The organism is Flavitalea flava, assembly GCF_054461575.1.
The window spans coordinates 117,045-142,975 of the sequence record NZ_JBTLQH010000011.1 but is presented as its reverse complement, the minus strand read 5'-3'; the positions used below and the strand labels follow the sequence as shown (position 1 = coordinate 142,975).

The window sequence follows — 25,931 nt, the reverse complement described above, 5'->3', positions numbered from 1 at the left end:
CCTTTTTCCAGTTACAGCATAAGGATATTTGTGCTAACTTATTTTTATGTTTTCTATTAGTAATGGTAGAATTCAACTATTCCTGATTAATGAAAATATTGCTAACCGGAGTAACCGGCTATATTGGTAAAAGACTGCTTCCCGTCCTGGTGGAACAGGGTCATGAGATTGTCTGTTGTTTAAGGGATAAGAACAGGCTTCCTCCCGAGGGCATTTTTCAGCAGGCAAACATCTCTTTGCTGGAAATCGATTTCCTTATAAAAACCGACCTGCCCGATGTCATAAAAGATATAGATGCCGCTTATTATCTCATCCACTCGATGAGTGCCGGTGTAAAAGACTTTGATACCCTCGAAGCCTTATCCGCTAATAATTTTATCGACCTGTTGGTTCAAACCTCCGTCAAACAGATCATCTATCTCGGTGGGATCACCAACGTGGACAAACTATCCAAACATCTGGATTCAAGAAAAAAGGTGGAAGAGATCCTCGGCAAAAGCCATATCCCCCTTACTTCCCTCAAAGCGGGCATTATTGTTGGATCCGGCAGCGCATCCTTCGAGATCATCCGTGATCTTGTTGAGAAACTGCCCTTTATGATCACCCCAAAATGGCTCAGTACAAAGATACAACCCATCGCCATCAGAAATGTGCTGGAATACCTGAGCGGAGTATTAGGCAAACAGGAAACCTTCCACCAATCCTATGACATCGGTGGGCCTGATATTTTAACCTACAAGCAAATGCTGCTGATTTTTGCAAAGGTACGCGGGCTAAAAAGATACATCTTAATCGTCCCGGTCATGACGCCTAGGATTTCCTCTTACTGGCTGTACTTTGTCACCTCCACCTCCTACAGACTTGCCGTAAACCTGGTGGACAGCATGAAAGTGGAGGTTGTAGCAAAAGATAATAACCTTGAAAAAATACTCGGCATTAAACCAGTGCCCTACGAGGAAGCCGTACAGCTGGCCTTTCAGAAGATTGAACAAAACAATATCCTTTCAAGCTGGAAGGACTCTCTCATTTCCAGTTATACCGGTAATTCTTTTCTGATGGAACATATTAATGTCCCAACAGATGGTTGTTTTACCGACCGAAGAGAGAAGGAGTTGACAACGGGCATTGACCAGGTTCTTGACAACATCTGGTCCATCGGTGGCCAACGCGGGTGGTATTATGGAAATTGGTTATGGCATTTGCGGGGAATCGCCGATAAATTTGTTGGCGGAGTCGGATTGCGCCGGGGAAGAAGGAATCCACATACCATCAACACCGGAGATTCACTGGATTTTTGGCGGGTGCTGGCTGCTGACAAACCCAACAAACGATTATTGTTATATGCCGAAATGAAACTTCCGGGAGAAGCCTGGCTTGAATTCAGGATCATCACTAAAAATGATATATCTTATCTCCAACAAACCGCCACCTTCCGCCCCAAAGGCCTGGCGGGCAGATTGTATTGGTATGCAGTATTACCCTTCCACTTTTTTATGTTTGAAGGTATGGCATCTAATATTATCCGGTATCGCCGAACAACGGGCGGAACAACGGGCCGAACAACCATTTAAACCGATGAATGGCTGTAACCTGGCGCATTTTTAAGGCGTCTGATCCACTTTAACTACCGGAGGTAAGCCCGTTTCCTTTAAAATAAAATCAACATGTTCCAAAGCTACCTGAAAGTCGGAATGCGGAATATCCTGAAACACAAGGTGTTCTCCTTTATAAATCTGTTCGGGTTGGCAGCGGCCATGGCGGTTTGTATGCTGATCGTCCTGATGGTGGCCGACCAGAAAAGTTATGACCAGTTCAATACGAACAAACAAAGCCTTTACCGTATCCTTACAGACAAACCGGATTTCCGGCATCCTTATGCTACCAGTCCTTACCCGATGGCCGGCGCCATAAGGGCAAACGACCCGGTCATTAAAGATGTGACCCAGCTCATTATGGGAGTGGGCGGAGACGGAATAGGGGGAGGCAGGTTAAGCGAAAACGGAGTAACCGGAGACAGATTGAACAGTGGCGGTTTGAGCGGCCAGCATTCCGTGGAAATGCGGGGTTATTTCGCATCACCCTCTCTTTTTAACCTGTTTAGCTTCGAATTGGGCAAAGGCAATAAAGAAGAGGCGCTGGCAGCTCCGGGTTCGATGGTCATTACCAGTGAGACGGCCCGTCGCCTTTTTAAGGAAGAAGACCCTATCGGTAAAACAATTGAATTTACCGATCGCGGTTTGACTTTCTTTGACCAGGGAGAATCCTCGGCCCCGGTAAAATGGGGGGTGTATACCATCACCGGAGTCCTGGCGGACAAACCCTATAAATCTCATTTGAAATTCGACGTGCTGATTTCGGCCTCCTCCATGGAAACCCTGATCAAGGCAAAAAAGATCGACGATATAAGGCAACGATACCTTTTCTTTTCAGGTGGCGGGGGTAGTACAGGATTTCCATATGAGCCTCGATCAGGACCAGATTCAGCCCCTGGTATTGCAGAACCAGCCGGCACTCTTTAAATTTGTCAATATACGGATCGCTTCGGGAGACTTGCGGGGGACCCTGGACCGCCTGGAAAAAAATGGAGAACCATCGATCCCGTGCACTCTTTTAAATATCAATTTTTCGACGACCAGCTGGCTTCAACATCCCGTGGATTTTTCGATCTTGTCTCTATATTGGGTTTCCTGGCTTTTACAGCCGTCACTATCGCCTGTCTTGGGATGCTCGGTATGGCTACCTATACTACAGAAAGAAGGATAAAGGAAGTTGGCATCCGCAAGGCGCTCGGCGCAGAGAATTTGGGGATAATGCTGCTGCTGTCCAAAGATTTTATACGGGTATTGGTGATCGCCATCCTCATCGCAGCCCCCCTTAGTTATCTGCTCAATACGATGTGGCTGCGAAAATTTCCCAACCGGGTAGATTTCGGTCTGCGAACCATCCTTTCCGGCACCCTTATATTACTGGTGCTGGGACTGATCTCCATCGGCTCACAGACGTTTAACGCCGCCAGGCGCGATCCGGTAAAGGCGTTAAAGACGGAATAAGTAAAGAAAATTCTCTTTTAAAGACAGTTTCCCGTAAAAGATAGTTTCCCGCTCATTTTGTCAGATAAAAAAACAATGTTTTGAAAATTTAACAATGTTAAATATATTTACATTAGTTAAACCGGGGTCGGATGAAATCCAGACAGATAAAAAACGGCATAACACCAACAAAATGAAGAATAAGGAGCTCCAGGAACAGCGAATGAGGGGGTATTTTTTACAGGCTACGAAGGAACTTTTAAAAGGCGAGGGACTGAAAAGTATCAGCGTTCGCAGTATTGCCGATAAGGCGGGTTATTCTTTCGCCACTATGTATAGTTATTTCAAGGATGTCAACGATCTCGTGTTTTTATGCGTACATGATTTCCAGGAAGAAGCCAAACAATTCGTAAAAGAGCAAATAAAAAAAAAGGAAAAAGGAATTAAAAGTTTACGCGCTGCGATCAGGGCGTATGCTGACTTTTTTATTCAGTATCCCGGCATATTCGATCTGTTCTTTATCGAAAAGATCGGGGACATCAAAGGGAAAAAACCGGTTCTGGACACCATACAATATTCCCTGGACAGCGTTTGCGAAGAGGAATGGAACTATTGCCTGAGCAAGGGTTTGATAAGCGTTGAAAACGCAGAATTATTGAAAAGTCAGCTCAGGTATACGGTTACCGGTCTGTTAACGCTATACCTCAACCGACGTACCCCCCCTTCTTATACTGAATTTGTCAATCTGCTAAATCAGCAGCTGGATATTGTCCTCGAACCCGGCTCCGGCAAGGTTGCTGCAGGCTCCGCGAAATCTTCCGGTGGGGCAGTGACCCTCCAGGAAGGGAGTATGGCCGTTAACAATTCACTGATCTCTATCAAAATCGGGAATAACCGGTAAACCCATTTTGACTAAACTACAATTGATTCTAATTAATTCCCTTTGCCTTTTTAAGGTCATAGGATAAAATGTATATCGGCTTCAATTTTGTCGAATCCTTTATCTTTTCTTTTCCATCATCCCAATTCCCGAGCTGGCTGTTGGCCAGGACGAACAAGGAATCATGGGCAATTACGGCAGAAGTAGGTACATCAAAAAAAGGATTATGCTCATCGATGACAGCGGCCCTGCTGATCGTTTTGAAGGAAGGGGAAATAGTATATTGAACAATTTTATGCCTGGAAAAATCCTCCGCGCTGTTATCCACGCCGATAAGGGAGTTTTTGTACCAGAACAAACCATCCAATCCTTTTGCATTTACCTTTTCGGGAGCCTGCAGTTCCCAGTTTTCTTTGGTTTGCCGGTCATAACAAACGATCCCTTTCTGATAACAGGCGATGAACAAATAACGTTCATCGCCGTCGGATAGGGCGATCCCATTAAGATAATTATTTTTGGGAAGTGTCAGTAAAAGCCGTGGCTGATCCATTGTTTTTTCCAGATAATAAACCCGGCAGCCAAATGACTCTGAAATAAATATATTCCCCTTACTGTCTATCACCAGGTCATTGAACATAAAAGCAGCCGTATCCGTCCATATCCACTTTTTCAACAGTTTGGCCGTTCCCAAATCATAAGCCCAGATCCCTCCCCTGCGTATATTATTAATACCCGAATTGGATAATGCCCAAAGTACATGCCGTTTGGGATCCACCTTCACGCCTACACCGCATAGAAAACTATCCTGCGCGGAAGAAATAAAATCACGGTATGATCCCCCGGGACGGACGGCTACTATTTTTTGTTTGTTCTGGCTGCTGATAAGAAATTCTCCGGTAGTTTCATTGTACGTAATGCTTTCCGGGATAAGGAATTTATCTGCAACGACCGCTGCAGGCTGCTGCGCCGTTATGGAGTCATTGATCGCAACAAGGGAAATCAAAAATAAATAAAAGGCAGTTTTACAGGAATTAGTCATGGTTGGGAAAGGTTTGGCGGTTGGACATGATTTATTAGTGTGCAAAGATTGATGGGTGTGCAAACATTAATGAATTTACTGCAGAACGATTTCCGGGCGATTACCGTTCATCCGAAAATAAGCTCCACCCCTTATCTTTGCGCCGGCACATCATTTATTAATTTTTACCTGAATCACCGGCACATGAGAAAAATGGGTTTTTCTATCATTTTGATCTTTACCACCTTAACTGTCCTTGGGCAATCCGGGCAACCCGGCAATTCAGCGCAATCCGGCATTTCCGGGCAACCCCTTCCCCCCTATAAAAACGCGGCTTTACCAGTGGAACAGCGGGTTAAGGACCTGTTATCGAGAATGACGCCGGAAGAGAAATTCTGGCAACTGTATATGATCCCCGGGGATCTGGATCATGTTCCTGACACTCAATACCTGCATGGCATCTTCGGATTTCAAATGAGCGCCCAGGGACAAGGTGCCGATGCGTTCACCCAACTCCTGCATTACAGCCAATCCGGGAATGCCGTTAATTTAGCCAGAAAAGTCAATGGAATCCAAAAATATTTTCTGGAAAAATCCCGTCTGGGCATCCCTGTCCTCGTATTCGACGAAGCCTTGCACGGCCTGATTCAGGATGGGGCCACAGCATTCCCGCAGGCCATCGGTCTGGCTGCTACTTTTGATACCAGCCTGATCGCCCGGATAGCCGAAGCCGTCGCACAGGAAACAAAAATGAGGGGGATCAGGGATATCCTGGGCCCGGTCATAAATATTGGCGGCGATCCCCGCTGGGGGCGAGTGGAAGAGACCTATGGAGAAGATCCTTTTTTATCTGCGGCCATGGGGGTTTCCTATATCGGACCCTTTGAACAAACAGGTATCATTGCCACACCCAAACATTTTATCGCCAATTATGCAGACGGCGGCCGGGATAGTTATCCCGTACACCTGAACGAACGGATCCTCGAAGAAATTTATTTTCCCCCGTTTAAGGAAGCCTTTCAAAAGGCAGGGGCAAGATCGGTCATGACCGCCTATAACTCCCTGGATGGAAATCCCTGTACGGCCAATGACTGGCTGCTCAATAAAAAGCTCAAGGGAGAATGGAACTTTCAGGGCTTTGTCATTTCTGATGCCGGCGCCACCGGCGGCTCCACCGTCCTTCACCTGACCTCCGGAGATTACCCAACGGCCAGTGCACAGTCCATCACCAATGGGCTCGATGTTATCTTCCAGACGGGTTATGACCAATATAAATTATTTATCCCTCCTTTTCTGGACGGGCGTATTGCGCAGCAACGGATCGACGATGCCGTATCCAGAGTGCTCCGGGCCAAATTCGAATTAGGTCTTTTTGAAAACCCCTATGTTGACATGCAGGAGGCAGAACGCCTATCGAAAGACAAGAAGCATAAAACCCTGGCCAGACAAGCGGCATTGGAGACCATTGTCCTGTTGAAAAATGAAAAAGTCTCAGCCCCGGGTTTACAACCAGGTGAAAGCCTTCTTCCTCTCGATAAAAATCTCGCGTCAATCGCCGTAATCGGCTCCGATGCCGAAGAAGCGCGTTTGGGCGGGTACAGCGGTAAAGGCAATGGCAAGATCTCCATTTTGGAAGGGATCCGTAAAAAAGCCGGAGCTGGCACCCGGGTCCTTTACACACCGGGATCTGGCAGAGGAACCGAAGAATTTACAGCCATTCCGGCAGCCTCCTTCAAAAAAGGTCTTTTGGCAGAATACTTTACTAATATCGATTGTAAAGGAAGTCCAACCTTTACCAGGCAGGATGAAACCATAAATTTTAGCTGGACGCTTTCCTCTCCCGCCCCATCGATAAAAAATGATTTTTTCTCCGCAAGATGGACGGGCCTGTTAACAGCTCCGCAGAGTGGTCGTTATAAGATCGGATTGGAGGGAAATGATGGATACCGGCTTTATATCAACCAGCAACTGATCATCGATAATTGGAAAAAACAGACCTATCGCACCTTACTCAGGGATTATTCCTTCGAAAAAGGAAAGACCTATGCGATCAGGGTGGAATTCTTCGAACCCGTTGGAAATGGCCATATCAAACTCGTATGGACTATTGGCGCAGATACCGGGTGGAAGACCAGGGTCAGGGAGGCAGTGGCTGCCGCCCGCCAGTCTTCAGTTGCCGTCATCGTGACCGGTATCCGGGAAGGTGAATTCCAGGACAGGGCATTCCTGGGTCTGCCCGGACATCAGGAAGAAATGATCCGCGAAATAGCGGCTACCGGCAAACCGGTGGTGGTCATTCTCACCGGTGGCAGCGCTATCACGATGTCGGGATGGCTCGATAAAGTACCTTCGGTTCTCGATGTCTGGTATCCGGGAGAAGAAGGCGGAGCAGCGGTAGCCGATGTTCTTTTTGGAACCTATAATCCAGCCGGTCGTCTTCCCATCACCTTTCCCGTTTCCGAAGGACAATTACCATTGGTGTATAACCACCAACCAACAGGCAGAGGTGACGACTATAACGATTTGAGCGGTCTTCCCTTATTCCCCTTTGGATTCGGGCTGAGTTATACCCATTTCGAATATGGAGAACTGGTCCTTGACAAAACGATCCTCAATAAAGGGGAATCCACCCGCGTTCATATTCCGTTAACGAACAAGGGAAAAAAAGAAGGCGATGAGGTCGTCCAGTTATATATCCGGGAACTGGAGGCAACCCTTGCCCGTCCTGTGCTGGAGCTTAAAGGTTTTCAACGGGTGCATTTGCTGCCCGGAGAAACGAAAGAGATCTCTTTCGACATAAGCCCTGCCCTGCTGCTTACACTGAATGCATCGCTTCAACGGGTAACGGAGCCCGGCGCTTACCGGATTATGATCGGCGCTTCGTCACAGGACCTGAGGGCGAAAGGAACGCTGATCATTAAATAGACCGGCAAAACTGCCTGTTGCGACTATATCCCCAACCGTGTTTTCCATAACCTTGTACAAACCTGTATGTAAAAAAGGGCCCATACTTATCCTCTTTACACCGGCCTGCTGCAATTGGGCAAAATCTGGCAACCCCGTCATACACATAACATTTACCGGAAGTATAGATCGTTTCGTGATCTTTTCAATATCCGTCAGGCCCGTAATACAGGGAAAAAATAATCCATGAACGCTGGTATGTTGATACAAATCTATCCTGGCTAGTGCATCTTCCAACGCATGGGGCAAATTCAACAGAAAACTGTCAGAGCGAACGTTTACAAACATATGGATATGATCGTCCTCCAACAGGTTCATTATTTTTTTAAGTTTTTCTGCAAAAACAGATGCGGGCTCAATATTTCGTACGCCATCCTTAACCGTGGAATCTTCCATATTTATACCTGCAACCCCCATCTCATATAACCGGGCAATCCAATGTTTAATGGCCTCCGGTGTATCGCTATACCCAGCCTCTATATCCACCGAAAAAGGAATTGAAACAGAGGGGGCAATCCGTTTAACAATAAACAAATAATCACTGATACTCATTTCCTGGCCATCGGCATAACCTAGCATTTCCGCTACTGCTGCACTGGAGGTAGCAATTGCCTTAAATTTTTTACGTTCAAAAACTTTTGCTCCCGGAACGTCCCAAACGTTGCCAATCAGAAGAGGGTGGTCATTATGATGTAAGGCCAAAAATTCGTCAAATCTGTTTGCCATTTTGTTTGATTTTAGTGTTCAATTAAAAAATGATCAGCATCCAACTGACACATAAAAAATCACATTATCTCTTTTTTTCGCTTTATCCCTTTTTCCGTTTTTCCAGGTAGGAATGCCAAAAAAAATAGGTGGCCAGGGAGCGAAGAGGTTTCCAGGTTTCAGCCATGGCTAAAATTTCTTCTTTTGTCGTAACACCCGTCAATTTCTTAATGGTATTGACAATGGCGATATCGCCAATTGGAAAAATATCTTTTCCCTGCAAAGCGAACATCAGGTATATATCGACGGTCCAGTTGCCGATCCCTTTTATAGCAGTCAGCTGCCGCCTGATCTCCGGTTCGGGTAGGGTCGATAAATTGTCCAGATCAATTTTTTTATGGAGGATTGCCGTGGACAGTTCCCGGAGATATTTTGTTTTTTGACGGCTGATCTGACAGTTCCGCATTTCTATATCACTCAACTTTAAAATATTTTCGGGCGTAAAAGCCGGAATATAACCATTGAGCTTTAGAAAATGGGCATTGGCTGAAGCCAGGCTAACCTGCTGTTCCAGAATTATTTTCGACAAGGTGATAAACCCTTGCGGTCGGGACCAATTTGGCGGCATTTTATGAGCCTTGTAGATATCGGCAAATAATTTATCAATTTTAATAAGGGCTTTGATATCTTTTTCGTTGACTATTGCAGACATAGGAAATAAGCAAGTTGAACTTCGAAGGAACGTTCAGGAATAAAAATAGTTCAAAAAAGACAAAACCGGATAAATTATCGGGAAGGAACAAGCCCCTCTTCGGCGCCGAAGGCATGATCGACGATAATTTTCCAACTGCCATCCTCCTGTTGTTTCATAACCTCGATTCCTTTGGCACTGATTTTAGTTTCACCCTTATCGGTAATGTTCCATTCGGATCTACCTACGGCAATATTTCCCGTTTGAAGACAATACACGGTTTTAATCTCCATTTTACCCTTGATGGATAAAATGCCTTTGATCGCTTCTTCAAATCTTTCCTTACCGGAAACGGGTTTTCCGGGCTCAGGTACGATAATTCCGGAAACATCATACATACTCATTACGATGTCAGGATTACCGGTGTTAAAGGCGTTTGCCAATGCTGCATGGACATCCTCTGCTTTTTTGGGGAGATTCATTTTTTAAAATTTGTACTGGTGAATAAATCATATTTACCGTACAAAACTAGTTAGTCCTTATCAGCGGAAATTGTACAAATCGGCAATACCAGGTTTTTATTAATTAATTATTAGCCAGCAACTGATTGATAGGAAATGCCTGTGTGGCAAAGGAGGTGGGTGTAATACCGGTGAACAATTTAAATTCCCGGATAAAATGGGACTGATCGAAATATCCGGAATCATAGGCGATACCGGTCAGCTTCTGATCATTGGCCTGTATAAGATTAAGACTGTGCTGAAACCGGTTTATTTTACAAAACAGTTTTGGCGCCAGCCCGGTATATTCCGAGAACAACTGCGTCAGATACCGGGTAGAAATATTATTCCGAATAGAAACGGAAATTATTTTTTCGTTACTGGCATTATCCTGTAAACTGGCAGCAATCTCGCCGATAAACTTTATTTTATGATGTTTTTTACCGGATACCGTCAACCGGTTCAATAAATATTCTTCGAGGAGCGAAATCCGGCTATTTAAATCGTACGTCTCCAATAACCTTTCCTGCAAAATGGTAATAGATCGTCCCAACAGATCAGCTGCATGAATAATTTCATTCGTAAAAAGAGAAACCGGTTCCTTGAAAAAATAGGCAGCAGAATGGGCATAAAACCGGATACCCAGCATGGTGTTTTTCCCCAGGGACTTTATGGATTTCGGCCGGGTGATCTGACCCCAAAGCTCAATGGGAGGTGTGGTATAAAAGACTCCGCCCTTTCGCCCCTCTTCCTTCCTCGTCATCCAGCTCCCTTCTCCCAGGTTAAAGATCACTTCCATATTTCCACTGGGAAATACAATATCGTCAAACGCTAAGTCCGAGGTCGACTCATATAGGTAGAACCCCTTTATATAAGGTCTTAATGATGGACTGGGAAGAATTTCTGTAAAGGCCACTATTGGGTTTTTATAATTTCCGGGATTACTTATTCCGGATCTGCTTATTCCGGTACTGCTTATTCCGGTACTGCTTATTTATTCAAAGTTACTCCTTATAATTCGCTTATAATTGTACAAATCGGAACTGTTTAAGCACATCCGCCGCTTCACTGAAGGCTCCTTATCCGGTGATTCCCAAAATCGGCCACGTAAATAATTCCCGAAGCACCGATGGCAATACCTGCGGGATTTCGGAACTGTGCATCCCTGCCGACCCCATCCTTAAAACCCGGAGACCCATCGCCGGCAATGGTAGTGACCACTCCTGACGGGGTGATCTTACGAACGAGTTGGTTGTTATAATCCCCTACATATACATTTCCCGACCGGTCAACTGTCATGGCTATCGGAGAATTGAAACCCGCCTCCCTGCCATTTCCATCCTGGTGTCCGCTGTTCAAATTACCGGCAAGCGTGCTGACCATTCCGGCCGGCGTGATCTTGCGGATCATATTATTACTCTCGTCCGCTACATATACATTTCCGGAACCGTCCAGGGCTATTCCGCTGGGATAATTAAACTCAGCCTCCGTTCCCGGGGCATCTTTATACCCGGAATGACCATCACCGGCAAAAGTGGTAACTACCCCCGCCTGCGAGATCTTCCGGATCAGGTGGTTATCTGCATCAGCGACGAAGATCGTTCCGGCCCCATCTACGGCCACCCCGGATGGTGATGAGAAACGGGCAGCTGTACCCGTGGCATTTACCTGCCCTTGAATAGTATCACCGGCCAGGGTACTTACTTCCCCTGACAGCGTGATCTTCCGGATCATATTATTATCCACATCCGCGATAAAGATCGTACCGGAGGCATCTGCCGCAGCTGCAAAGGGTTCTCTGAACCGGGCATCCACACCTGCCCCATTTATAAAACCCTGCAAACCGTCGCCGGCTACCGTACTCACCACTCCTGCAGGCGTAATACTGCGGATCCGCTGATTATTGAGATCCGTAATGATTATATTTCCGGCGGCGTCTGTCGCCACACCAAAGGGGAAATGGAATTTAGCAACGGCGCCTGCTCCATCCAAATACGCAGGAGGACTGCTCCCTGCGAAAGTACTGACGGTGTACAGGTAGGTAAAACCGGTTGCCGAGGTGACGGTCTGACCGCCTGTCTGAACGGCTATTTTGCCATCCCCTGCTCCGGCAGGTACGGTAACCGTAAGTCGGTTACTGGTAGCCGCCGAAACAATAGCCGTTTTGCCATTAAAGGTTACGGTATTCCCGGTTAGCGAAGAACTGAAATTCGCCCCGTTCAGTACCACGGTGAAACCCATTGGCCCTTCGGCCGGATCGAATGAAACCAACTGTGGGGCCGGAACAGGCATCGCGACCGGGGGGTTATCGTATTTACGGCAGGCCCCCGCGAAGAGGCCAAACCCAGCCAATATAAGGATAAGAACCCTGAATTTGCCTGAAATGGACTTTTGTCTTATATGTTGCACCATGAGGATATGTTGTACCATGAGGAAAATTACCTGATCGTACAAGCACTAAAGGCGGTAGTTTTTATCCGGCGGCAATAACAAACTTACCGGTGGAAATGGGTTGGGCAACGGTTTTGAAAAAGGTAAAAATATTTTTCGGATAAAATTTGGAAATAATTTGGATATACTAAGTGCACTTATTATATTTGTACATATAATATCAAAAACAAAAATTTATGTGGATCAAAACTTACTCGACAGTAACAAAAGAAGCAACGGCCGAACAAATGTGGAAACTTTTCTCCGATGTCAACAACTGGTATACCTGGGACACGGGGATTGAATCTGCTAAACTGGAAGGCCCTTTCGAACAGGGAAATTATTTTATGCTCCGGCCAAAAGGTGGTCCTGAGGTAAAAGTCGTATTGACGGAAACCATTCCCAATAAGAAGTATATAGATGTGACGTCCTTCCCTTTAGCAAAAATGTATGATGAGCATCTTTTTGAAACGACCCCCGATGGGCTGAAAATTACCAATACCATTTGGGTAAAGGGAATCCTGGCCTTTCTCTGGGTAAAGCTGGTGGCGAAAAAAATTGCAGACAGTACCCCCGCCGATATGCAGACGCAGATCAAAGCTGCCAAAAAGCTTTGATCACCTGTCTCTGGAAATTCAATAGGGAATACAGCCTGGTTTATCAATGCGACATACCTCCTGGCTCTACGGCAAAATATGGCTTATAATCCGCAAGCCTTTTCAGCTGATCTTTATTTTCACGCAGGATCTTCGCCCTTTCCCGTTCATTGGCGGGATCCAGGAGATAAACAGTTGCACCTTCACGCAGATGAGCGGGAAGGGCGCTTAAAGCAAAATCCGTTTCCAGGGAAACAGGCATTTTTTCTAATGTACTATTCGTCGCCACCTGAGCCGAACCAGGCGTTCCGGCAAACAAGATAAAGAAGAAAAAAAAACAGGGATAAGGCTCCTTAAAGTGAATTTGGGTAAAGCAGTCATGGTCTGAAATTTAATTAGCCTCAAAATAGTTGCTACCTGCTGTTTCAACAGGGGGGTAAATAACAAATTTGGGGGTGTTTTTATGCCATATATGGTATATCTTCATACTTCTTTTATACCCCTTCCACCCGGCACAACGGTTTAACCAAAAAAAATATAAGAAATATGATACCAGCCAAAGGATATGCAGCACAGGATCCGCAAACGGATTTAGCCCCCTGGAATTTTGAAAGACGTGAAGTAGGGCCGCACGATGTTCAATTCGATATTTTGTTTTGCGGTGTTTGTCATTCGGATCTTCATCAGATCAAGAACGACTGGTTCCCGGGTATCTTCCCGATGGTTCCGGGCCACGAGATCGTAGGGCGTGTAGTAAAAGTGGGTAACCAGGTTACCAAATTTAAGGTGGGCGATCTGGCCGGCACCGGCTGTATGGTTGATTCCTGTCAGGTTTGTGAAAATTGCAAAAAGGACCTGGAACAATACTGTCTGAAAGGAAACTCCCAGACCTATAATGGATTGGAACAGGATGGCAAAACGCCAACCTATGGCGGTTATTCCAATAGCATCGTCGTCAGGGAGGAATTCGTCCTTCGTGTTCCAGGCAACCTGGATCTGGCGGCCGTAGCCCCTTTATTATGCGCCGGAATCACCACTTACTCACCCTTAAGACACTGGAAGGTAGGAAAAGGGCACAAACTGGCTGTTCTTGGCTTAGGCGGTCTTGGTCATATGGCTGTAAAGTTTGGTGTTGCCTTTGGCGCAGAGGTTACCGTACTGAGTACTTCCTCAAAAAAAGAAGCGGATGCAAAAAAATTAGGTGCACATCATTTTGTGGTAACCACCGATCCGGCCCAGATCAAAGCAGCGCGGAATTCTTTCGACTTTATCCTGGACACGGTATCTGCAGAACACGATTTTAATATGTACCTCTCTTTATTAAGAACCGATGGTACCATGATATGTGTAGGTGTTCCCTCCAAACCGGCAGAAGTTGCTGCCTTCAGTTTGCTCGGCGGTAGAAAAAGTCTTGCCGGTTCGGGTATTGGTGGAATTGCCGAGACCCAGGAAATGCTGGATTTCTGTGGCAAAAACAATATTGTCTCGGATATAGAAATGATCGATATCAAGGATATCACAGCGGCATACGACCGGATGTTAAAAGGAGATGTGCGTTACCGTTTTGTTATCGATATGGCTAGTCTTTAATGCGATCCGCAGGCAAATTTAAATAAAGCAAGCAATTACCATATTTTTAACCAACCTGATTGGCCGGGGTCATTTTATCTTTTATATATTTATCCCCTAAACCAATCATATGAATTGTATTTACTTCCCTCTAAAGAGGGTTATCCTCATTATACTAGCCTTTCTGTCGCTCAACGGTTACGCCCAGCTAAACTTTGGTATTAAAGGTGGGAGCAATATCACCACTATTAGAGATGTAAATGAGTTTGCCCCCTGGAAGATATCCTATTACGCTGGTTTGTACGCTACTCTACCCATCAACAAAAAATTCTTCCTTGACGCTGAACTCTATTATTCAAGGAAGGGTAATAAAATAACAGTAGTCCGGGGTCTGGGCAATTTCCGAATTGATTACCTGTGCGCTCCTCTTCTGGCCGGGTTTAATCTTTCCAAAAAACTGTCAATTCTTCTGGGGCCCGAATTCGGTTTTCTGGTGAGGGTAAGGACTGCTGATTATTCTCCGGACATCAATGAATTTGCCCGATTCGATCTAGGTCTTGATGGGGGCCTTTCCTATAAGGCCGGCAAACGATTATCCTTAGATATCCGTTATGTATATGGTTTGATGCCTCTTTTAGCATCAGAAAGGTTGGAATATATCAATGGAAATCCTACTTACTATCCTGTACGGGGCTTCGCCCGTTTGCGTAACCGCGTCTTCCAGGTGGGTTTAGCCTATAGAATCTCCAGCTAAACAGGAAAATATCTTTAAAGATCAAGGCCCTCATTGTCCCAATCTCCCCCGGGATAAGTCACAAACACGCCCGATCCGACAAAAACGGGATGAATACCTTTATGTCCATTATGTATGTTCAATTATTTACAGAAAATATTTAAAAGCATCAAAAATGTTAAACCGTTAAAAATCTCAAAAATGAAACAGGTAAAAACTACTCCGGTCAAGGAGGGTAAACTGAATATAGAATTTACGGCAGCCATTCATAAGAGCGCTGCCAAAAACGGCTGGCACTATGTGATCTGGCCGGATTCTGTTACATTTTTCAAAACAAAGGGCCTGGTGAAAGTGAGAGGTACCATGGATGGTCACAGATTCCGAAGCTCCTTTATGGCCTTGGGAAATGGCACCCATAAACTTCCCATTAATGCCGACTTACGAAAAGCAATCGGCAAAGAAGCAGGCGACAAGGTAACCGTAAAGCTGGAAGAACGGATAATAAAATAAGAAAAGCCATGGATAGTGAAATCCATGGCTCAAAAAAGTTTACATTATGCTCACGCAAATCATAATCCTACTCAATCTTGATCCCCTTTCAATCAGGCCTCTTCCAATTTGAAAGCGATGGGTAATTCCAATCTCGTTTTTACATTCTTTCCATGGACCTTACCGGGTTTCCATACAGGCATATTGTTGAATACCTTCAAGGCTTCTTCATCCAGCCCATTACCCAATTTGGAGCCATCCATTATATTCGCCTTGCTTACTTTCCCGTTCTCATCGACGACAAAAGATACCTTTACCGTACCTTCTTTATTGTTATCGATTGCTTGCTGCGGATATTCCAGATGATTGTTCACATAATTGGCCAGGGCATTATTGCCACCGGGAAATTCAGGCATTACTTCGGCTCTGTTGTAAATACCATCTTTATCCTTCATCATTTTTTCTTTACTGGCAGCAGAGGCATCCGCAGTATTGTCTGAAGAAAGATTTAGGGTTCCCCTACCTTTCTTTTTGGTAACCTTAGCGGTTTTTGCTGCGGCAGAGTCTTTAGCAGCATTATCGGTTACATTTCTCAAACTATCGGCTGCAGCCTCTTTATCTGCCTGAGAGTCGGTATTGCTGTTACAGGCAACCAACCCTCCGATACTGAATGCTGCAATTAAGGTCAATCTGGCTATGTTGTAGGGTGTGTTAACTGGCATAAATCATTGGTTTTAATTAAGTAATATACTTAACTATGCAAAGCCAGTGCCACCAGCTTGCCAGCGGTTATTCCAGGAGGCTTTTGGGGAGTTTATTGCTCAACGGGTTACAAGACCTTTCTATAAAAGAAAAGCGGTATATTGTCATCCCTAAACCATCGATCGTGAAGAACCTTATTTGATTCCATTCCAGTATTAACCGATCCTGAAGAAGGAAACGAAATTGAAAACAACGATATTTCGGATATTACCGTCATTAAGAACAAGGATAGTTTAAAGCTCTGCAATTTGAACCGTTTATGGAAAATGCCTTAAGCAATCGGGCATTTGCAAGAATAAGAAAATATCAATTTGGAAATAGCAGAAGCTTATTTAAAAACAGCGAGGTAACTGTATTGGCTTCAAAAGACAAAGTTCCCATCCCGCAGGAAGAAAAAGACAAAATTTGCCAGGATTTAAGAAAAGCTGTATTTCTGGGTGACAAATCAAAAATGATACCGGAAGCTTTATCCAACTATTGTCCGTTACCTGAAAAGCACTGACCTTGATTTAAGCCTTGCTTTTTTCTTTTTGCTCGGCCTTCCAGATAGAAAGATCGATACCGGACAGGCCGGATGGATGAGAAGCGGCCGAACCGGATCCGGAAGATCCTGATTCCTGTGGACCAGCTTCCAAAGAAGAAGCGGTTAAATCACGATCCTTTTTTTTTGAAGCGGCAGCGGCTTTTTTCGGCTTAACCCCTGTTCCAATCTCTGTAAGACCACTTTCAAAGCCTTCTTTGGCCGGGCGGTTATCTTCCCAGAATCTGGCCAGAAAGTTCAGGGCCTGTTGAGGAGTATCGATCTTCTCTTCTTCCTTCAAGGTTTCCATCAGCTTCAAATCAAATCTGACCGGGACTGGTTTGTTCTTTTCTTTTGCCATGTGGGGACAAATGTATGAAAATATCAGGGTTAACGTTTTATTTTTAACCGTCCTAACCATCATCCAAACAGTATCTCCAATGCCCAATCATCTTTACACCGATCTGAAACCAGGTGACCGGATTTCCCGGTTATTTCAGGAATTTATAGCAGTACCCCTGGCACCGGAAGGATATATCTTTTCAAAATCGCTACGTAGTATTAGAAAAAAAGGAGACTTCTTTGAAAATCATATTGACTGGTATACCCGGAAATACAATTCCGGACAGCCGGCAAAAATATCTTTGACCAATTCAAAGATCTGGATACGGCGATTGAAACCCTTAAACAACAACCTCTGAGAACAACCTGGAAAAAATCGTCGACGAGAAATTATTGAAATGGAAAGGTGGTCAGTGACCCGGAGAGTGGGAGCCTGTTCATCGCCTTTTTGGGAAATCGAGTTTGAATATCATTGGCTGTATCTTAAAAGATCTGACCTTTCGTTCAAATTTTATAGCAGGCACCCAGGTAGAAGAGTTTTTTAAGACCCGAATGGTTTCCTCATCCAACGAAAGTTCAACAGATTGTAAAATTTGAATGTCCTGGATTTGTCCGGTAGGTTCTATAAGAAAACAGGCCAGGACCCGGCCATCGACCATATTATTTACCGCTCTGTCCGGGTAACGGAAATTTTTTCCAAGGTATTGATTCCACCCTCTGGACCCTCCGGGGTAGTAAGATTCCGGACTTAATCGGGAAAGATCAGGGTATGCCGGATCAATTATTTCCATTGCCTTTAATTTTTCCTCAAACTCTTTTTGGGTAAGAGCTATCCCTTTATCATAATGTTTCGTGGTCCGAATCTTCCAGGTTTCATCCGGATAAATCCAATCCTTATCCGGAAGGCCTCTGTAAAAGTAACCGCTGGAATCCATTCTACCTTCCTTATTATACCAGGCAAACAAACCCTGCCGAACGCTTTTTTGTTCATCCTGATAGGATTCTATCTTAATCAATGGGCCATGCAAATAATAAAAGCTATACTCCCAACAAGTGTCTTCGGAAAGACGCATACGAACTAAATAAACAGCTTTTTTTTCTTTTATGGGTTTCCATTTGGCATCAAAAAATTCGAAGGTTTCGGTTTGGCCCTGCACAAGCGTAATTTCCAGGAGAAAGGCCAAAAGGAGAAAAAGTGAAATCGTTATAATTCTCATATATCCTGTGTTATTTCCGTTTTACCGTCTCAATATACAACCCAAATGTTTAAAACAGAACTATGTCTTTTTCAGAAAAAAATCGGGGAGGTCACCATTGATTTAAAACAAGCACAAAATTGCGTAGATTTAGGACATGTATTCCCAGTCCTTATTAAAAAACTTTACCGGAATAGCAGGTTTTACCGAAAACGAATTAATCACGATCTCGGAGAAATTCGTGGTAAAACAATATGCAAAAAATGATTTCTTACTGAAAGCCGGGAAAGTGTGTACCAAACTTTTTTTTATAAAAGAAGGGCTTATACGCATGTATCAATTGCGGGAAAATGGAAAGGAAATTACCAACTACCTGGCTTGTGATGGCTCCTTTGTCGTTTCCGCGAAAAGTTTCTTATTACAAAAGCCTTACTACGATAATATACAATGTCTGGAGGACTCAACCATATTGGAAATCTCCTTTGAAGAAATGCAAGGCCTTTACCAGGCCATTCCCAATTGGAATATAGTGGGACGAAAATTAATGGAAGAAAGCGTATTGTGTCTGGCCAATCTCCTGGAAAACCAGCATCATATAAAGGCAAAAGACCGCTATCTTAAATTCCTGCAGGAGAAACCTTTAAAGATCATCAATCAAACTCCTGTACAATATATTGCCACCTTTTTGGGCATTGCCCCTGAGTCCCTGAGCCGGATAAGAAATGAAATAACCCGGCCAACAACGATTTCCTAACAATTATCATTTTTGGTACAGCAAGGTCCAGCTAGCTTTGATCTAAATTATTTACATGAAAAAAATAATTATCAGAGCGCTGTTGATAATACCCACTTTCTTTTTAGTCCTGCTGACCTATGCGCTGGTCAACTCATGGACATATACGGCCAACGCATTTACCCCTCCGGTAAAACCCGGATATGCCGGCATATTATCCAAAAATGAGGTCTTACAGCATGCATGCCAACTATCCTTGCAGGGTTATTACGGTCCGGAAGATATTGCCGAAAAAAACGGTTTTTTATATTGCGGGGCGCGTGCAGATAAAAAAGATTTCCACGCCAAGGGAAAAATCCTGAAGATCGATCTGTCTTCCGGGGAAGTCAAAGAATTTGCATCTCTTCCATCCTGGTTGGGCGCCATTCAATTCGACAATATGGGGAATTTGATCGCCTGTGTTATCGGTAAAGGGCTGGCTTCGATTGATAGTTTGGGGCAGGTTACCTGGCTGGCCCTGCATGACAGTGACAACCAGCCGTTTCAAATCCCCAACGACATGGATATTGCTGGTAATGGTGATATATTTTTTTCTGTCACCTCCGGTGAAACCTATTTCAACACAGATAATATGGTCAAACTCCTGGCATCGTCGCAGCCACAGGGAGGATTATATTGTTATCACCCCTCAACCGGAAATGTAGAAACGATTGCCAAGGGATTTTTAGGGATCAACGGCGTCAGCTTAACACAAAATGAACAAGCGCTCCTGGTCGTTGAAATGGGAGCCTACCGGATAAAAAAAATATGGATAAAAGGAGAAAAGAAAGGCACACAGGAAACTATAGCAGAAAATCTTCCCGGATTCCCCAATAATATCGTCCGCAGAAAGGATGGAACATTCTGGCTGGCCTTTTCCACCAACCGCAATGATGAATTGGATAAAATTCACCCCTATCCCCTGCTTAAAAAAATAGTCATGGGTCTCCCGGGCTTTTTAAAACCACAACCGGCACCATTTGGTCTCTTGCTGCATATCGATGAACAGGGAAAAATCCTGAACAGCTATTATGATACGCAAGGCAAAACCGTTAGCGAAATGTCCTCCGTTTTTGAGTATAAGGACAAACTTTATATGGGAGGAGACAACCTGGACCATCTGAATTATATCGATCTGAATTTACTGGTGCAATAAAATCTTGAAAAATGATTTAAAAATTTATTTGGAATGATCGTTCCAATAACCTTACCTTTACGGAACGATCGTTCCAGATATGCCGGCAAGTACAACAACATAGAAAAAAATTTATAACAACAGATCAGAAAAAACGAAAATATGAGCAGGTTAGCAAACAAAGTCGCCGTTATTACCGGTGGCAATAGCGGTATAGGATTTTCCACCGCCAAAGAATTTATCGCACAGGGTGCAAAAGTTATCATTACCGGACGCAAACAAGCCGCCATCGACGAGGCAGTCCGCGAATTGGGCGACAATGCCACAGGAGTATTGGCAGATACCGCCAATCTTGAACATACCGATGCCCTGGTCGCCAAAGTAAAAGCACAGTATGGCACAGTAGACGTACTCTTCATCAATGCCGGCGTAGGATCCTTCTTTCCCCTTGAATCGGCTACCGAACAGCAATTTGACCAGATCATGAATATTAATTTCAAAGGTGCCTACTTCACCCTTAACAAATTCATTCCCCTGTTGAAGGACGGTGCGTCCGTCATTTTATTATCCTCGATCAGTGCAACAGCCGGAATGGCCAACTCCTCTGTCTATGGCGCCAGCAAGGCAGCCCTGAATTCATTGGCGAAAGTGGCCTCTACGGAGCTGGCGCCCAGAAGGATCCGGGTGAACTCCGTCAGTCCAGGCCCGATCGAAACACCTATCATGGACAAAATGGGTTTGGATAAGGCTACACGTGATGGATTCGCGGCTACCTTAAGCAGCCGGGTCCCCCTGAAACGTTTGGGAGCTTCTTCAGAAGTGGCCAAACTGGTGACCTTCCTGGCCAGTGACGATGCAGGATTCATCACAGGAGCCGATTATCTTGTTGACGGCGGCATAGTGGTCAATTCGATCCTGTCTTAATGAATGAATTTAAATACCTTTACAGATCAAACCTGTAAAGGTATTTTCCTATGGCTCGTACAAAAGAATTCGATACCGACGATGTCCTGAACAAGGCCATCAATCTTTTCTGGGACAAGGGTTTCAATGGCTGCTCCATGCAGGACGTGGTGGACGGCCTGGGTCTCAGCCGGTCAAGTATATACGAGACATTCGGGGACAAACACCAGCTTTTCCTGGAGGCCTTGCAAAAATACCAGCGGGAAAGTATAGAAGAGATGAGGCGTAATGTAGATGCCAGTCCAGACGTCAGGCAGACCCTGGAAAAAATATTCGAATCCATCCTTCCGGACAATCTTAACGCCCCCTTGAAAAAAGGTTGTTTTATGGTCAACAGCGCCATCGAACTGGCCCCGCACGATCCTGAAATCGCAGCCATCGTCAAATCCAACCAGCAGGAAGTGGAGGACATTCTTTCCATAGCCATAAAAAAAGGGCAAAAAGCAGGTCAGATCGCCACTACACTTGATCCCCTCTCCATCGCCCGTTTCTTCTTCACCAACTTGGCCGGTCTTCGTGTCACGGCCAAATCCGGCACCGACCGCAAAACACTGGAAGATATCATCAAGGTGTCCTTGTCGGTATTAGGCTAAGCAATCAGGTTATTTTTTTTCATAATGGAATAGTTATCGTTTTAGACCCACCGGCTTTCAGTTCTACTTTTGGCCAGTTGGAAAATGCATTTGCGGAAAGTGGTTTTTTTGCCTGTTCTGCCGTTTCTGCCAGGATGGATATTATTGCGTCGTAAGCAGTGGGATTGGTGATCCTGAGTGTAAGACCTGTTTTATCCCGTTTAATAATTTTCGCCTCCACATGGTCCATCAACAAAAAGGTAGAATCATCCGTGTGCAGATAAATGCCGGGGTTTTCAATACAGGTGAGCGCGGCCAATGTTTCCCAGGCCATATTTGAATCTCCATTGTCTACACTGCCCATATTCCCGCCATCCCAGTCAGAAAGCTGGACACGTTCCGTCACATAACCGCTTTCGTGACGAAGCGGGTTATACGGTGCGCCGACATATTGGACTATATTATGTGACTGATCCTTATACATTTCAGCATATCTCCGGTCACCGGTGGCGCGAAAAAGCCGGAGCAAACAATCTCCGGATAAGATGTAGTATCCGGGGGCGGCGTGGTTGTTCTGGGAACTGGCAAAAAAACTACCGGCTGCATGTGTGCCTGCACGTTCCATGTCGGACCCTTTGGGAAATTTGTAATCGTAAGAAACCATCCAGGTGGCGAGCATGTTGGCGGCGAACCGGGCACGATCAAGCCACTCCTGTTTGCCCGTGGCCTCATAGAGGGCCATACATGACTCCACCATGTCCCAGGGAGCTTGGCTGTCCGGAGACTGTAATATTTCAGCCGCGCCGCCACCGGCATAACCTTTTAGAAAATCCCGTTCATAATACATTTTCGTAGCAGCTTCGGCAACCTCAAGATATTTGGGTTCGGAAAAATATTTCGAAGCCAATACAAGACCCGCTCCTGCGGCGCAACCGGCGGTTGATCCATTGATGTCCATTTTCCCGTTATCTACATTTATAAATTGGCCGAATTGGCCGTAAGCTGCCCAGACTTTCAACAAACCATCTGCACAGACATGCAAAGATTTTTCCCATTCAGGTCTGATTATATTGTTTTGACCGCGCTGTTTCATCAAATCAAACATACGAAGCGTGAAGTACAACAAATCCATACTGCGTCTGGTCATGGAAATGGCAGGCCGTTCCGACATCTTCCCATGCTCATCGCTAAAGATCACCCCATTATTATATATGGCATAGAAAAGCCCGGTCTTTCCCTGGGCTTTGAAAACCATGTTATCCAATAGGAGCAACATCCGCCGCAAACGCCCGGGCGTTTGTGCAAGCATGGTTGGATAAGCCAGAACAGGCATTCCTCCCCATCCTATCTGAAAATGATAAGGGTTGGGGTCGCCGGGACGATTGCTGTAATAAGCCGTATTTTTATCCTCGAACCATTTGTCCTTGTCGAAATGTGCAAGGACCAGACCAGCTGCTGCGCTGTATGGAGTAACATTGGCAAAGCTGTTGGCTCCGGTAAGCGCCTTGCGTACGTTCATCACTTTTTCATAGAATGCGGCCATATCTGTAGCGGGAAACGAATAGAGTTTGAATCCAAGGGTTAACTCATCCCCTGTTTTCCAGCCTGCCCCCTTATCCCCGCTGGCAGCGCGACCGCACATCTCATAACGTTGAACCCGTACACCCGGAGCGCTGACCACGAAAGACATATGTTTGTTAACCGTATTCAGGCCGGCATCCTCTTCCACGAAAAGGCCATTATTGCCAAAACGGGTACCTTGTCCGGCCAGGAGAATAAAGCCCATTTTTTTCTTCGGATTAAAAAAACTAAGCAGGGGAGTGGCAACATTGCCTGTATTCATCTCGACCTTTGCATGACTGCCATCCCGATTCAGATGAGGAATGTTGGTAACGGTTACCGGCATATCCAAAGGCCTGTCCTTTTCATCATGTATGTAGGGCGGATAGCCTATGGGAAGAATATGGAACCGGTTCCCTCCATAAAGTACGGCAGGCACAAGAATATAATTATCCGTAGTCCAGCCGGAAAAATCAAAGGCAGCTGCGACGCCAGCTGATTGAGCGGTCCCTTTGGTCAGTGTAAATTTGAGCATGAGATCAAGGGCATTACCGGATAAACCGGACTTGTCAGACGAATTGATCTGACAGGTCCATTTGTTTTCCCCGGTTTTCAGGTTACCGGTTGTAAAAGTCTTTGTCGAGTCAAGCGTTGAACCGGAATACCAGCAAACCACCGGCCGGAAGCTGCCATTCAGATCCTTTAAAAAATCATTAACGGATGCAGACAACGGCGAGTCAACCGCCGTCACCGAATCACTCGTGGCTTTTTCTGAAATCCCTTTTGCCGGAAACCAGGTGCCGGCTGAAGGTTCAGCCTTGTAATTATCAGCCTGGGCAAAGGTCCTGGCGCAAAGCAGCAAACATAAAAGCTGAGGTAAAAGGGATTTGGTGATCATGAACAACAAGTATCCTGCAAAATACATATTTCCCCTTATATGCCCTTTCGTTTTATTCCATTTCCGCTTATCCTTCAAGCCTAATCAATTTAATGCTTAATCCCTAATTTCACCAATGATTAACCTAACCTGAAAATATCATGAAATCAGTTCCTTTTCTATTCTTCCTTCTATTCATTTCTTTTTCCGCCTTCTCACAAACTTCTCAACAACAAAAAACCGACTCTATCTGCGCCCTTGTAAAAAAATATTTCAATGAAAAATCAGCTGATAAATTATATCAGCTAACCGGGCAAAGCTTTCAGAAACAGCTCAGCCCCGAACAATTCCAAACGATCTCGGAGAACAATCTGTTCCCTTTGGGAGAGATTAAGGAAACATTGTTTAAAAAAAATGTGAATGGGATTAGCTTTTACAAAGCCGATTTTAATACAGTCTCCTTTTTTCTGGTGATGAGTCTCAATCCGGAAGGAAAATTGGAGGCTTTTTCCTTTCAACCCTATAAAGAAGAGGCTAGCATCAAAAATTACCCGGTTCCTTCTTCCAACCCATTAACCACTTCTCTTGATAAAAAGGTCGATTCCGTAGCCGGTTCCTATATTAAAAAAGGGGGCGCCATCGGGCTCAGCATAGGCATCCTGAAAGATGGCAAAACCTATTTCTATGGGTATGGGGAAACGGCCAAAGGAAATAAAACCATTCCTGAGACCGGAACGATCTTTGAGATCGGCTCCATCAGCAAAACCTTTACCGCAACACTCCTGGCTATCGCCGTAGGAGAAGGGAAGGTCAGACTGAATGACCCCGTCAATAAATATCTTCCGGACTCCATCCCCTCTTTGCAATATAATGGCAGGGTAATTACCCTGAAAGATCTTTCGAATCATACTTCGGCTATCCCCTCCCTGCCTTCTGATTTTCAATCTACGATAACCGACCCCAAAGACCTGTATAAAAACTACAGCATTGAAAAGCTCTATGCCTTTCTCGGCCATTTGAAATTGACCCGGGAACCGGGAAAGGAGTACGACTATTCCAATACGGCTGTAGGTCTTTTGGGGACCATCCTGCAAAAGATCTATCATAGTTCTTATGAGGAGCTTATCATAAAATATATCTGTACCCCATTGGGAATGAACGATACCCGCATCCTCATCCGGAAAAATGACTCCGCCCGTTTTGCAAAAGGCTATGATGAAAACGGAGAATATAATGGTCCCTGGAATTTACCTCCGTCCTTTGTCGCAGCCGGTGGCATCCGGTCTACCGCCAGGGATATGCTGAAATATGCCGGAGCCGAGGGGGATGTTAATGCGATGGGCAAGACCGGCTTAGTCAAAGCCATGCAATTGACACATGATACGACATTTTCCAATGGTCAGTCCGTAATAGGGCTTGGTTGGCATTATACTCAACCTGGAGAAAGGAAAGTGCTTTTTCATAATGGTGCTACCGGGGGTTACAGATCGTACCTGGCCATAAATGCGGAAAAGAAATTTGCGGTCATTATCCTATCCAATTGCGCTATTTGGACGGAAAAAGAAGGAAACGAATTGATGAAATGGCTGGAGAAGAATTAAAGTCTTCCTGCTCATCTTTCTACTCAT

Annotated in this window: 27 protein-coding genes; 16 read left to right on the top strand and 11 right to left on the bottom strand. The window is 45.0% G+C overall.

Features of this window, described 5'->3' with window-relative positions; genetic code table 11:
• Window positions 1-89: 89 nt before the first annotated feature.
• The 4 genes from ACX0G9_RS13010 to ACX0G9_RS12995 all read left to right on the top strand — a co-directional run bounded on the left by ACX0G9_RS13010 (window position 90) and on the right by ACX0G9_RS12995 (window position 3,930).
• Window positions 90-1,571 carry an SDR family oxidoreductase gene (locus tag ACX0G9_RS13010; RefSeq protein WP_459065347.1) on the top strand — a complete coding sequence of 494 codons (1,482 nt, stop codon included), beginning with the start codon at window positions 90-92 and terminating at the stop codon, window positions 1,569-1,571.
• A 93-nt stretch (window positions 1,572-1,664) separates the two neighbouring features.
• Entirely contained in the window at window positions 1,665-2,519 is an 855-nt protein-coding gene (locus ACX0G9_RS13005) for an ABC transporter permease (protein WP_459065346.1), read from the top strand.
• 81 nt (window positions 2,520-2,600) lie between these two features.
• Window positions 2,601-3,050: an ABC transporter permease gene (locus ACX0G9_RS13000; protein ID WP_459065345.1), complete on the top strand. Its 450-nt coding sequence runs from the start codon at window positions 2,601-2,603 to the stop codon at window positions 3,048-3,050.
• Between the two features lie 172 nt (window positions 3,051-3,222).
• On the top strand, window positions 3,223-3,930 hold the full coding sequence (locus ACX0G9_RS12995; RefSeq protein ID WP_459065344.1) for a TetR/AcrR family transcriptional regulator: 708 nt from the start codon (window positions 3,223-3,225) through the stop codon (window positions 3,928-3,930).
• 28 nt (window positions 3,931-3,958) lie between these two features.
• On the opposite strand, the gene ACX0G9_RS12990 is transcribed toward ACX0G9_RS12995, so the two are convergent.
• A complete protein-coding gene (locus tag ACX0G9_RS12990) occupies window positions 3,959-4,948 on the bottom strand; it encodes an SMP-30/gluconolactonase/LRE family protein (RefSeq protein WP_459065343.1) in 990 nt (329 codons plus the stop codon).
• A gap of 57 nt (window positions 4,949-5,005) precedes the next feature.
• Between ACX0G9_RS12990 and ACX0G9_RS12985 the strand changes: the two genes are divergently transcribed.
• On the top strand, window positions 5,006-7,852 hold the full coding sequence (locus ACX0G9_RS12985; protein WP_459065342.1) for a glycoside hydrolase family 3 C-terminal domain-containing protein: 2,847 nt from the start codon (window positions 5,006-5,008) through the stop codon (window positions 7,850-7,852).
• Here ACX0G9_RS12985 and ACX0G9_RS12980 read toward each other — a convergent pair.
• The 5 genes from ACX0G9_RS12980 to ACX0G9_RS12960 form a co-directional block, all read right to left on the bottom strand.
• The gene (locus tag ACX0G9_RS12980; protein WP_459065341.1) at window positions 7,811-8,617 is read right to left on the bottom strand and encodes an isocitrate lyase/PEP mutase family protein; all 807 of its coding nucleotides are present in this window, start codon (window positions 8,615-8,617) and stop codon (window positions 7,811-7,813) included. The two genes, ACX0G9_RS12985 and ACX0G9_RS12980, sit on opposite strands and share 42 nt — an antisense overlap.
• An 82-nt stretch (window positions 8,618-8,699) precedes the next feature.
• Complete coding sequence (locus ACX0G9_RS12975) at window positions 8,700-9,308, bottom strand: DNA-3-methyladenine glycosylase family protein (protein WP_459065340.1); 609 nt, start codon at window positions 9,306-9,308, stop codon at window positions 8,700-8,702.
• 74 nt (window positions 9,309-9,382) lie between these two features.
• Window positions 9,383-9,769 carry a YybH family protein gene (locus ACX0G9_RS12970; RefSeq protein WP_459065339.1) on the bottom strand — a complete coding sequence of 129 codons (387 nt, stop codon included), beginning with the start codon at window positions 9,767-9,769 and terminating at the stop codon, window positions 9,383-9,385.
• Window positions 9,770-9,872: 103 nt separating this feature from the next.
• Window positions 9,873-10,703, bottom strand: a complete 831-nt coding sequence (locus ACX0G9_RS12965; RefSeq protein WP_459065338.1) for a DUF6597 domain-containing transcriptional factor — start codon at window positions 10,701-10,703, stop codon at window positions 9,873-9,875.
• 149 nt (window positions 10,704-10,852) lie between these two features.
• Window positions 10,853-12,199 (bottom strand): IPT/TIG domain-containing protein, encoded by a 1,347-nt coding sequence (locus ACX0G9_RS12960; RefSeq protein ID WP_459065337.1) that lies wholly within the window; start codon window positions 12,197-12,199, stop codon window positions 10,853-10,855.
• Window positions 12,200-12,414: 215 nt separating this feature from the next.
• On the opposite strand from ACX0G9_RS12960, the gene ACX0G9_RS12955 reads away from it, so the two are divergent.
• Window positions 12,415-12,834 (top strand): SRPBCC family protein, encoded by a 420-nt coding sequence (locus tag ACX0G9_RS12955; RefSeq protein WP_459065336.1) that lies wholly within the window; start codon window positions 12,415-12,417, stop codon window positions 12,832-12,834.
• Between the two features lie 43 nt (window positions 12,835-12,877).
• Here the strand turns inward: ACX0G9_RS12955 and ACX0G9_RS12950 are convergent, their stop codons facing one another.
• Window positions 12,878-13,075 (bottom strand): hypothetical protein, encoded by a 198-nt coding sequence (locus ACX0G9_RS12950; RefSeq protein WP_459065335.1) that lies wholly within the window; start codon window positions 13,073-13,075, stop codon window positions 12,878-12,880.
• Between the two features lie 284 nt (window positions 13,076-13,359).
• Here ACX0G9_RS12950 and ACX0G9_RS12945 point away from each other — a divergent pair, with 284 nt between their 5' ends.
• From ACX0G9_RS12945 to ACX0G9_RS12935, 3 genes are all read left to right on the top strand, one after another.
• On the top strand, window positions 13,360-14,403 hold the full coding sequence (locus ACX0G9_RS12945; RefSeq protein ID WP_459065334.1) for an NAD(P)-dependent alcohol dehydrogenase: 1,044 nt from the start codon (window positions 13,360-13,362) through the stop codon (window positions 14,401-14,403).
• A gap of 109 nt (window positions 14,404-14,512) precedes the next feature.
• The gene (locus ACX0G9_RS12940) at window positions 14,513-15,136 is read left to right on the top strand and encodes a porin family protein (RefSeq protein WP_459065333.1); all 624 of its coding nucleotides are present in this window, start codon (window positions 14,513-14,515) and stop codon (window positions 15,134-15,136) included.
• A 180-nt stretch (window positions 15,137-15,316) separates the two neighbouring features.
• A complete protein-coding gene (locus tag ACX0G9_RS12935; protein WP_459065332.1) occupies window positions 15,317-15,625 on the top strand; it encodes a DUF1905 domain-containing protein in 309 nt (102 codons plus the stop codon).
• A 92-nt stretch (window positions 15,626-15,717) separates the two neighbouring features.
• Here the strand turns inward: ACX0G9_RS12935 and ACX0G9_RS12930 are convergent, their stop codons facing one another.
• Complete coding sequence (locus ACX0G9_RS12930) at window positions 15,718-16,326, bottom strand: energy transducer TonB (protein ID WP_459065331.1); 609 nt, start codon at window positions 16,324-16,326, stop codon at window positions 15,718-15,720.
• A gap of 299 nt (window positions 16,327-16,625) precedes the next feature.
• Here ACX0G9_RS12930 and ACX0G9_RS12925 point away from each other — a divergent pair, with 299 nt between their 5' ends.
• Window positions 16,626-16,868, top strand: a complete 243-nt coding sequence (locus ACX0G9_RS12925; protein WP_459065330.1) for a hypothetical protein — start codon at window positions 16,626-16,628, stop codon at window positions 16,866-16,868.
• A gap of 7 nt (window positions 16,869-16,875) precedes the next feature.
• Here ACX0G9_RS12925 and ACX0G9_RS12920 read toward each other — a convergent pair whose 3' ends face one another.
• The gene (locus ACX0G9_RS12920) at window positions 16,876-17,247 is read right to left on the bottom strand and encodes a hypothetical protein (RefSeq protein ID WP_459065329.1); all 372 of its coding nucleotides are present in this window, start codon (window positions 17,245-17,247) and stop codon (window positions 16,876-16,878) included.
• 79 nt (window positions 17,248-17,326) lie between these two features.
• On the opposite strand from ACX0G9_RS12920, the gene ACX0G9_RS12915 reads away from it, so the two are divergent.
• A complete protein-coding gene (locus tag ACX0G9_RS12915) occupies window positions 17,327-17,587 on the top strand; it encodes a hypothetical protein (RefSeq protein WP_459065328.1) in 261 nt (86 codons plus the stop codon).
• Between the two features lie 78 nt (window positions 17,588-17,665).
• On the opposite strand, the gene ACX0G9_RS12910 is transcribed toward ACX0G9_RS12915, so the two are convergent.
• A complete protein-coding gene (locus ACX0G9_RS12910; RefSeq protein ID WP_459065327.1) occupies window positions 17,666-18,445 on the bottom strand; it encodes an energy transducer TonB in 780 nt (259 codons plus the stop codon).
• Window positions 18,446-18,581: 136 nt separating this feature from the next.
• Here ACX0G9_RS12910 and ACX0G9_RS12905 point away from each other — a divergent pair, with 136 nt between their 5' ends.
• The 4 genes from ACX0G9_RS12905 (at window position 18,582) to ACX0G9_RS12890 (ending at window position 21,887) form a co-directional block, all read left to right on the top strand.
• Entirely contained in the window at window positions 18,582-19,178 is a 597-nt protein-coding gene (locus tag ACX0G9_RS12905) for a Crp/Fnr family transcriptional regulator (RefSeq protein WP_459065326.1), read from the top strand.
• 55 nt (window positions 19,179-19,233) lie between these two features.
• Entirely contained in the window at window positions 19,234-20,352 is a 1,119-nt protein-coding gene (locus ACX0G9_RS12900) for an SMP-30/gluconolactonase/LRE family protein (protein ID WP_459065325.1), read from the top strand.
• A 141-nt stretch (window positions 20,353-20,493) separates the two neighbouring features.
• Entirely contained in the window at window positions 20,494-21,255 is a 762-nt protein-coding gene (locus ACX0G9_RS12895) for an SDR family oxidoreductase (RefSeq protein WP_459065324.1), read from the top strand.
• Between the two features lie 50 nt (window positions 21,256-21,305).
• Window positions 21,306-21,887, top strand: coding sequence for a TetR/AcrR family transcriptional regulator (locus ACX0G9_RS12890; RefSeq protein WP_459065323.1), 582 nt, complete (start codon window positions 21,306-21,308; stop codon window positions 21,885-21,887).
• A 19-nt stretch (window positions 21,888-21,906) separates the two neighbouring features.
• Here ACX0G9_RS12890 and ACX0G9_RS12885 read toward each other — a convergent pair whose 3' ends face one another.
• Window positions 21,907-24,324 (bottom strand): hypothetical protein, encoded by a 2,418-nt coding sequence (locus tag ACX0G9_RS12885; protein ID WP_459065322.1) that lies wholly within the window; start codon window positions 24,322-24,324, stop codon window positions 21,907-21,909.
• A gap of 140 nt (window positions 24,325-24,464) precedes the next feature.
• On the opposite strand from ACX0G9_RS12885, the gene ACX0G9_RS12880 reads away from it, so the two are divergent.
• Complete coding sequence (locus ACX0G9_RS12880) at window positions 24,465-25,904, top strand: serine hydrolase domain-containing protein (RefSeq protein WP_459065321.1); 1,440 nt, start codon at window positions 24,465-24,467, stop codon at window positions 25,902-25,904.
• Window positions 25,905-25,931: the final 27 nt, after the last annotated feature.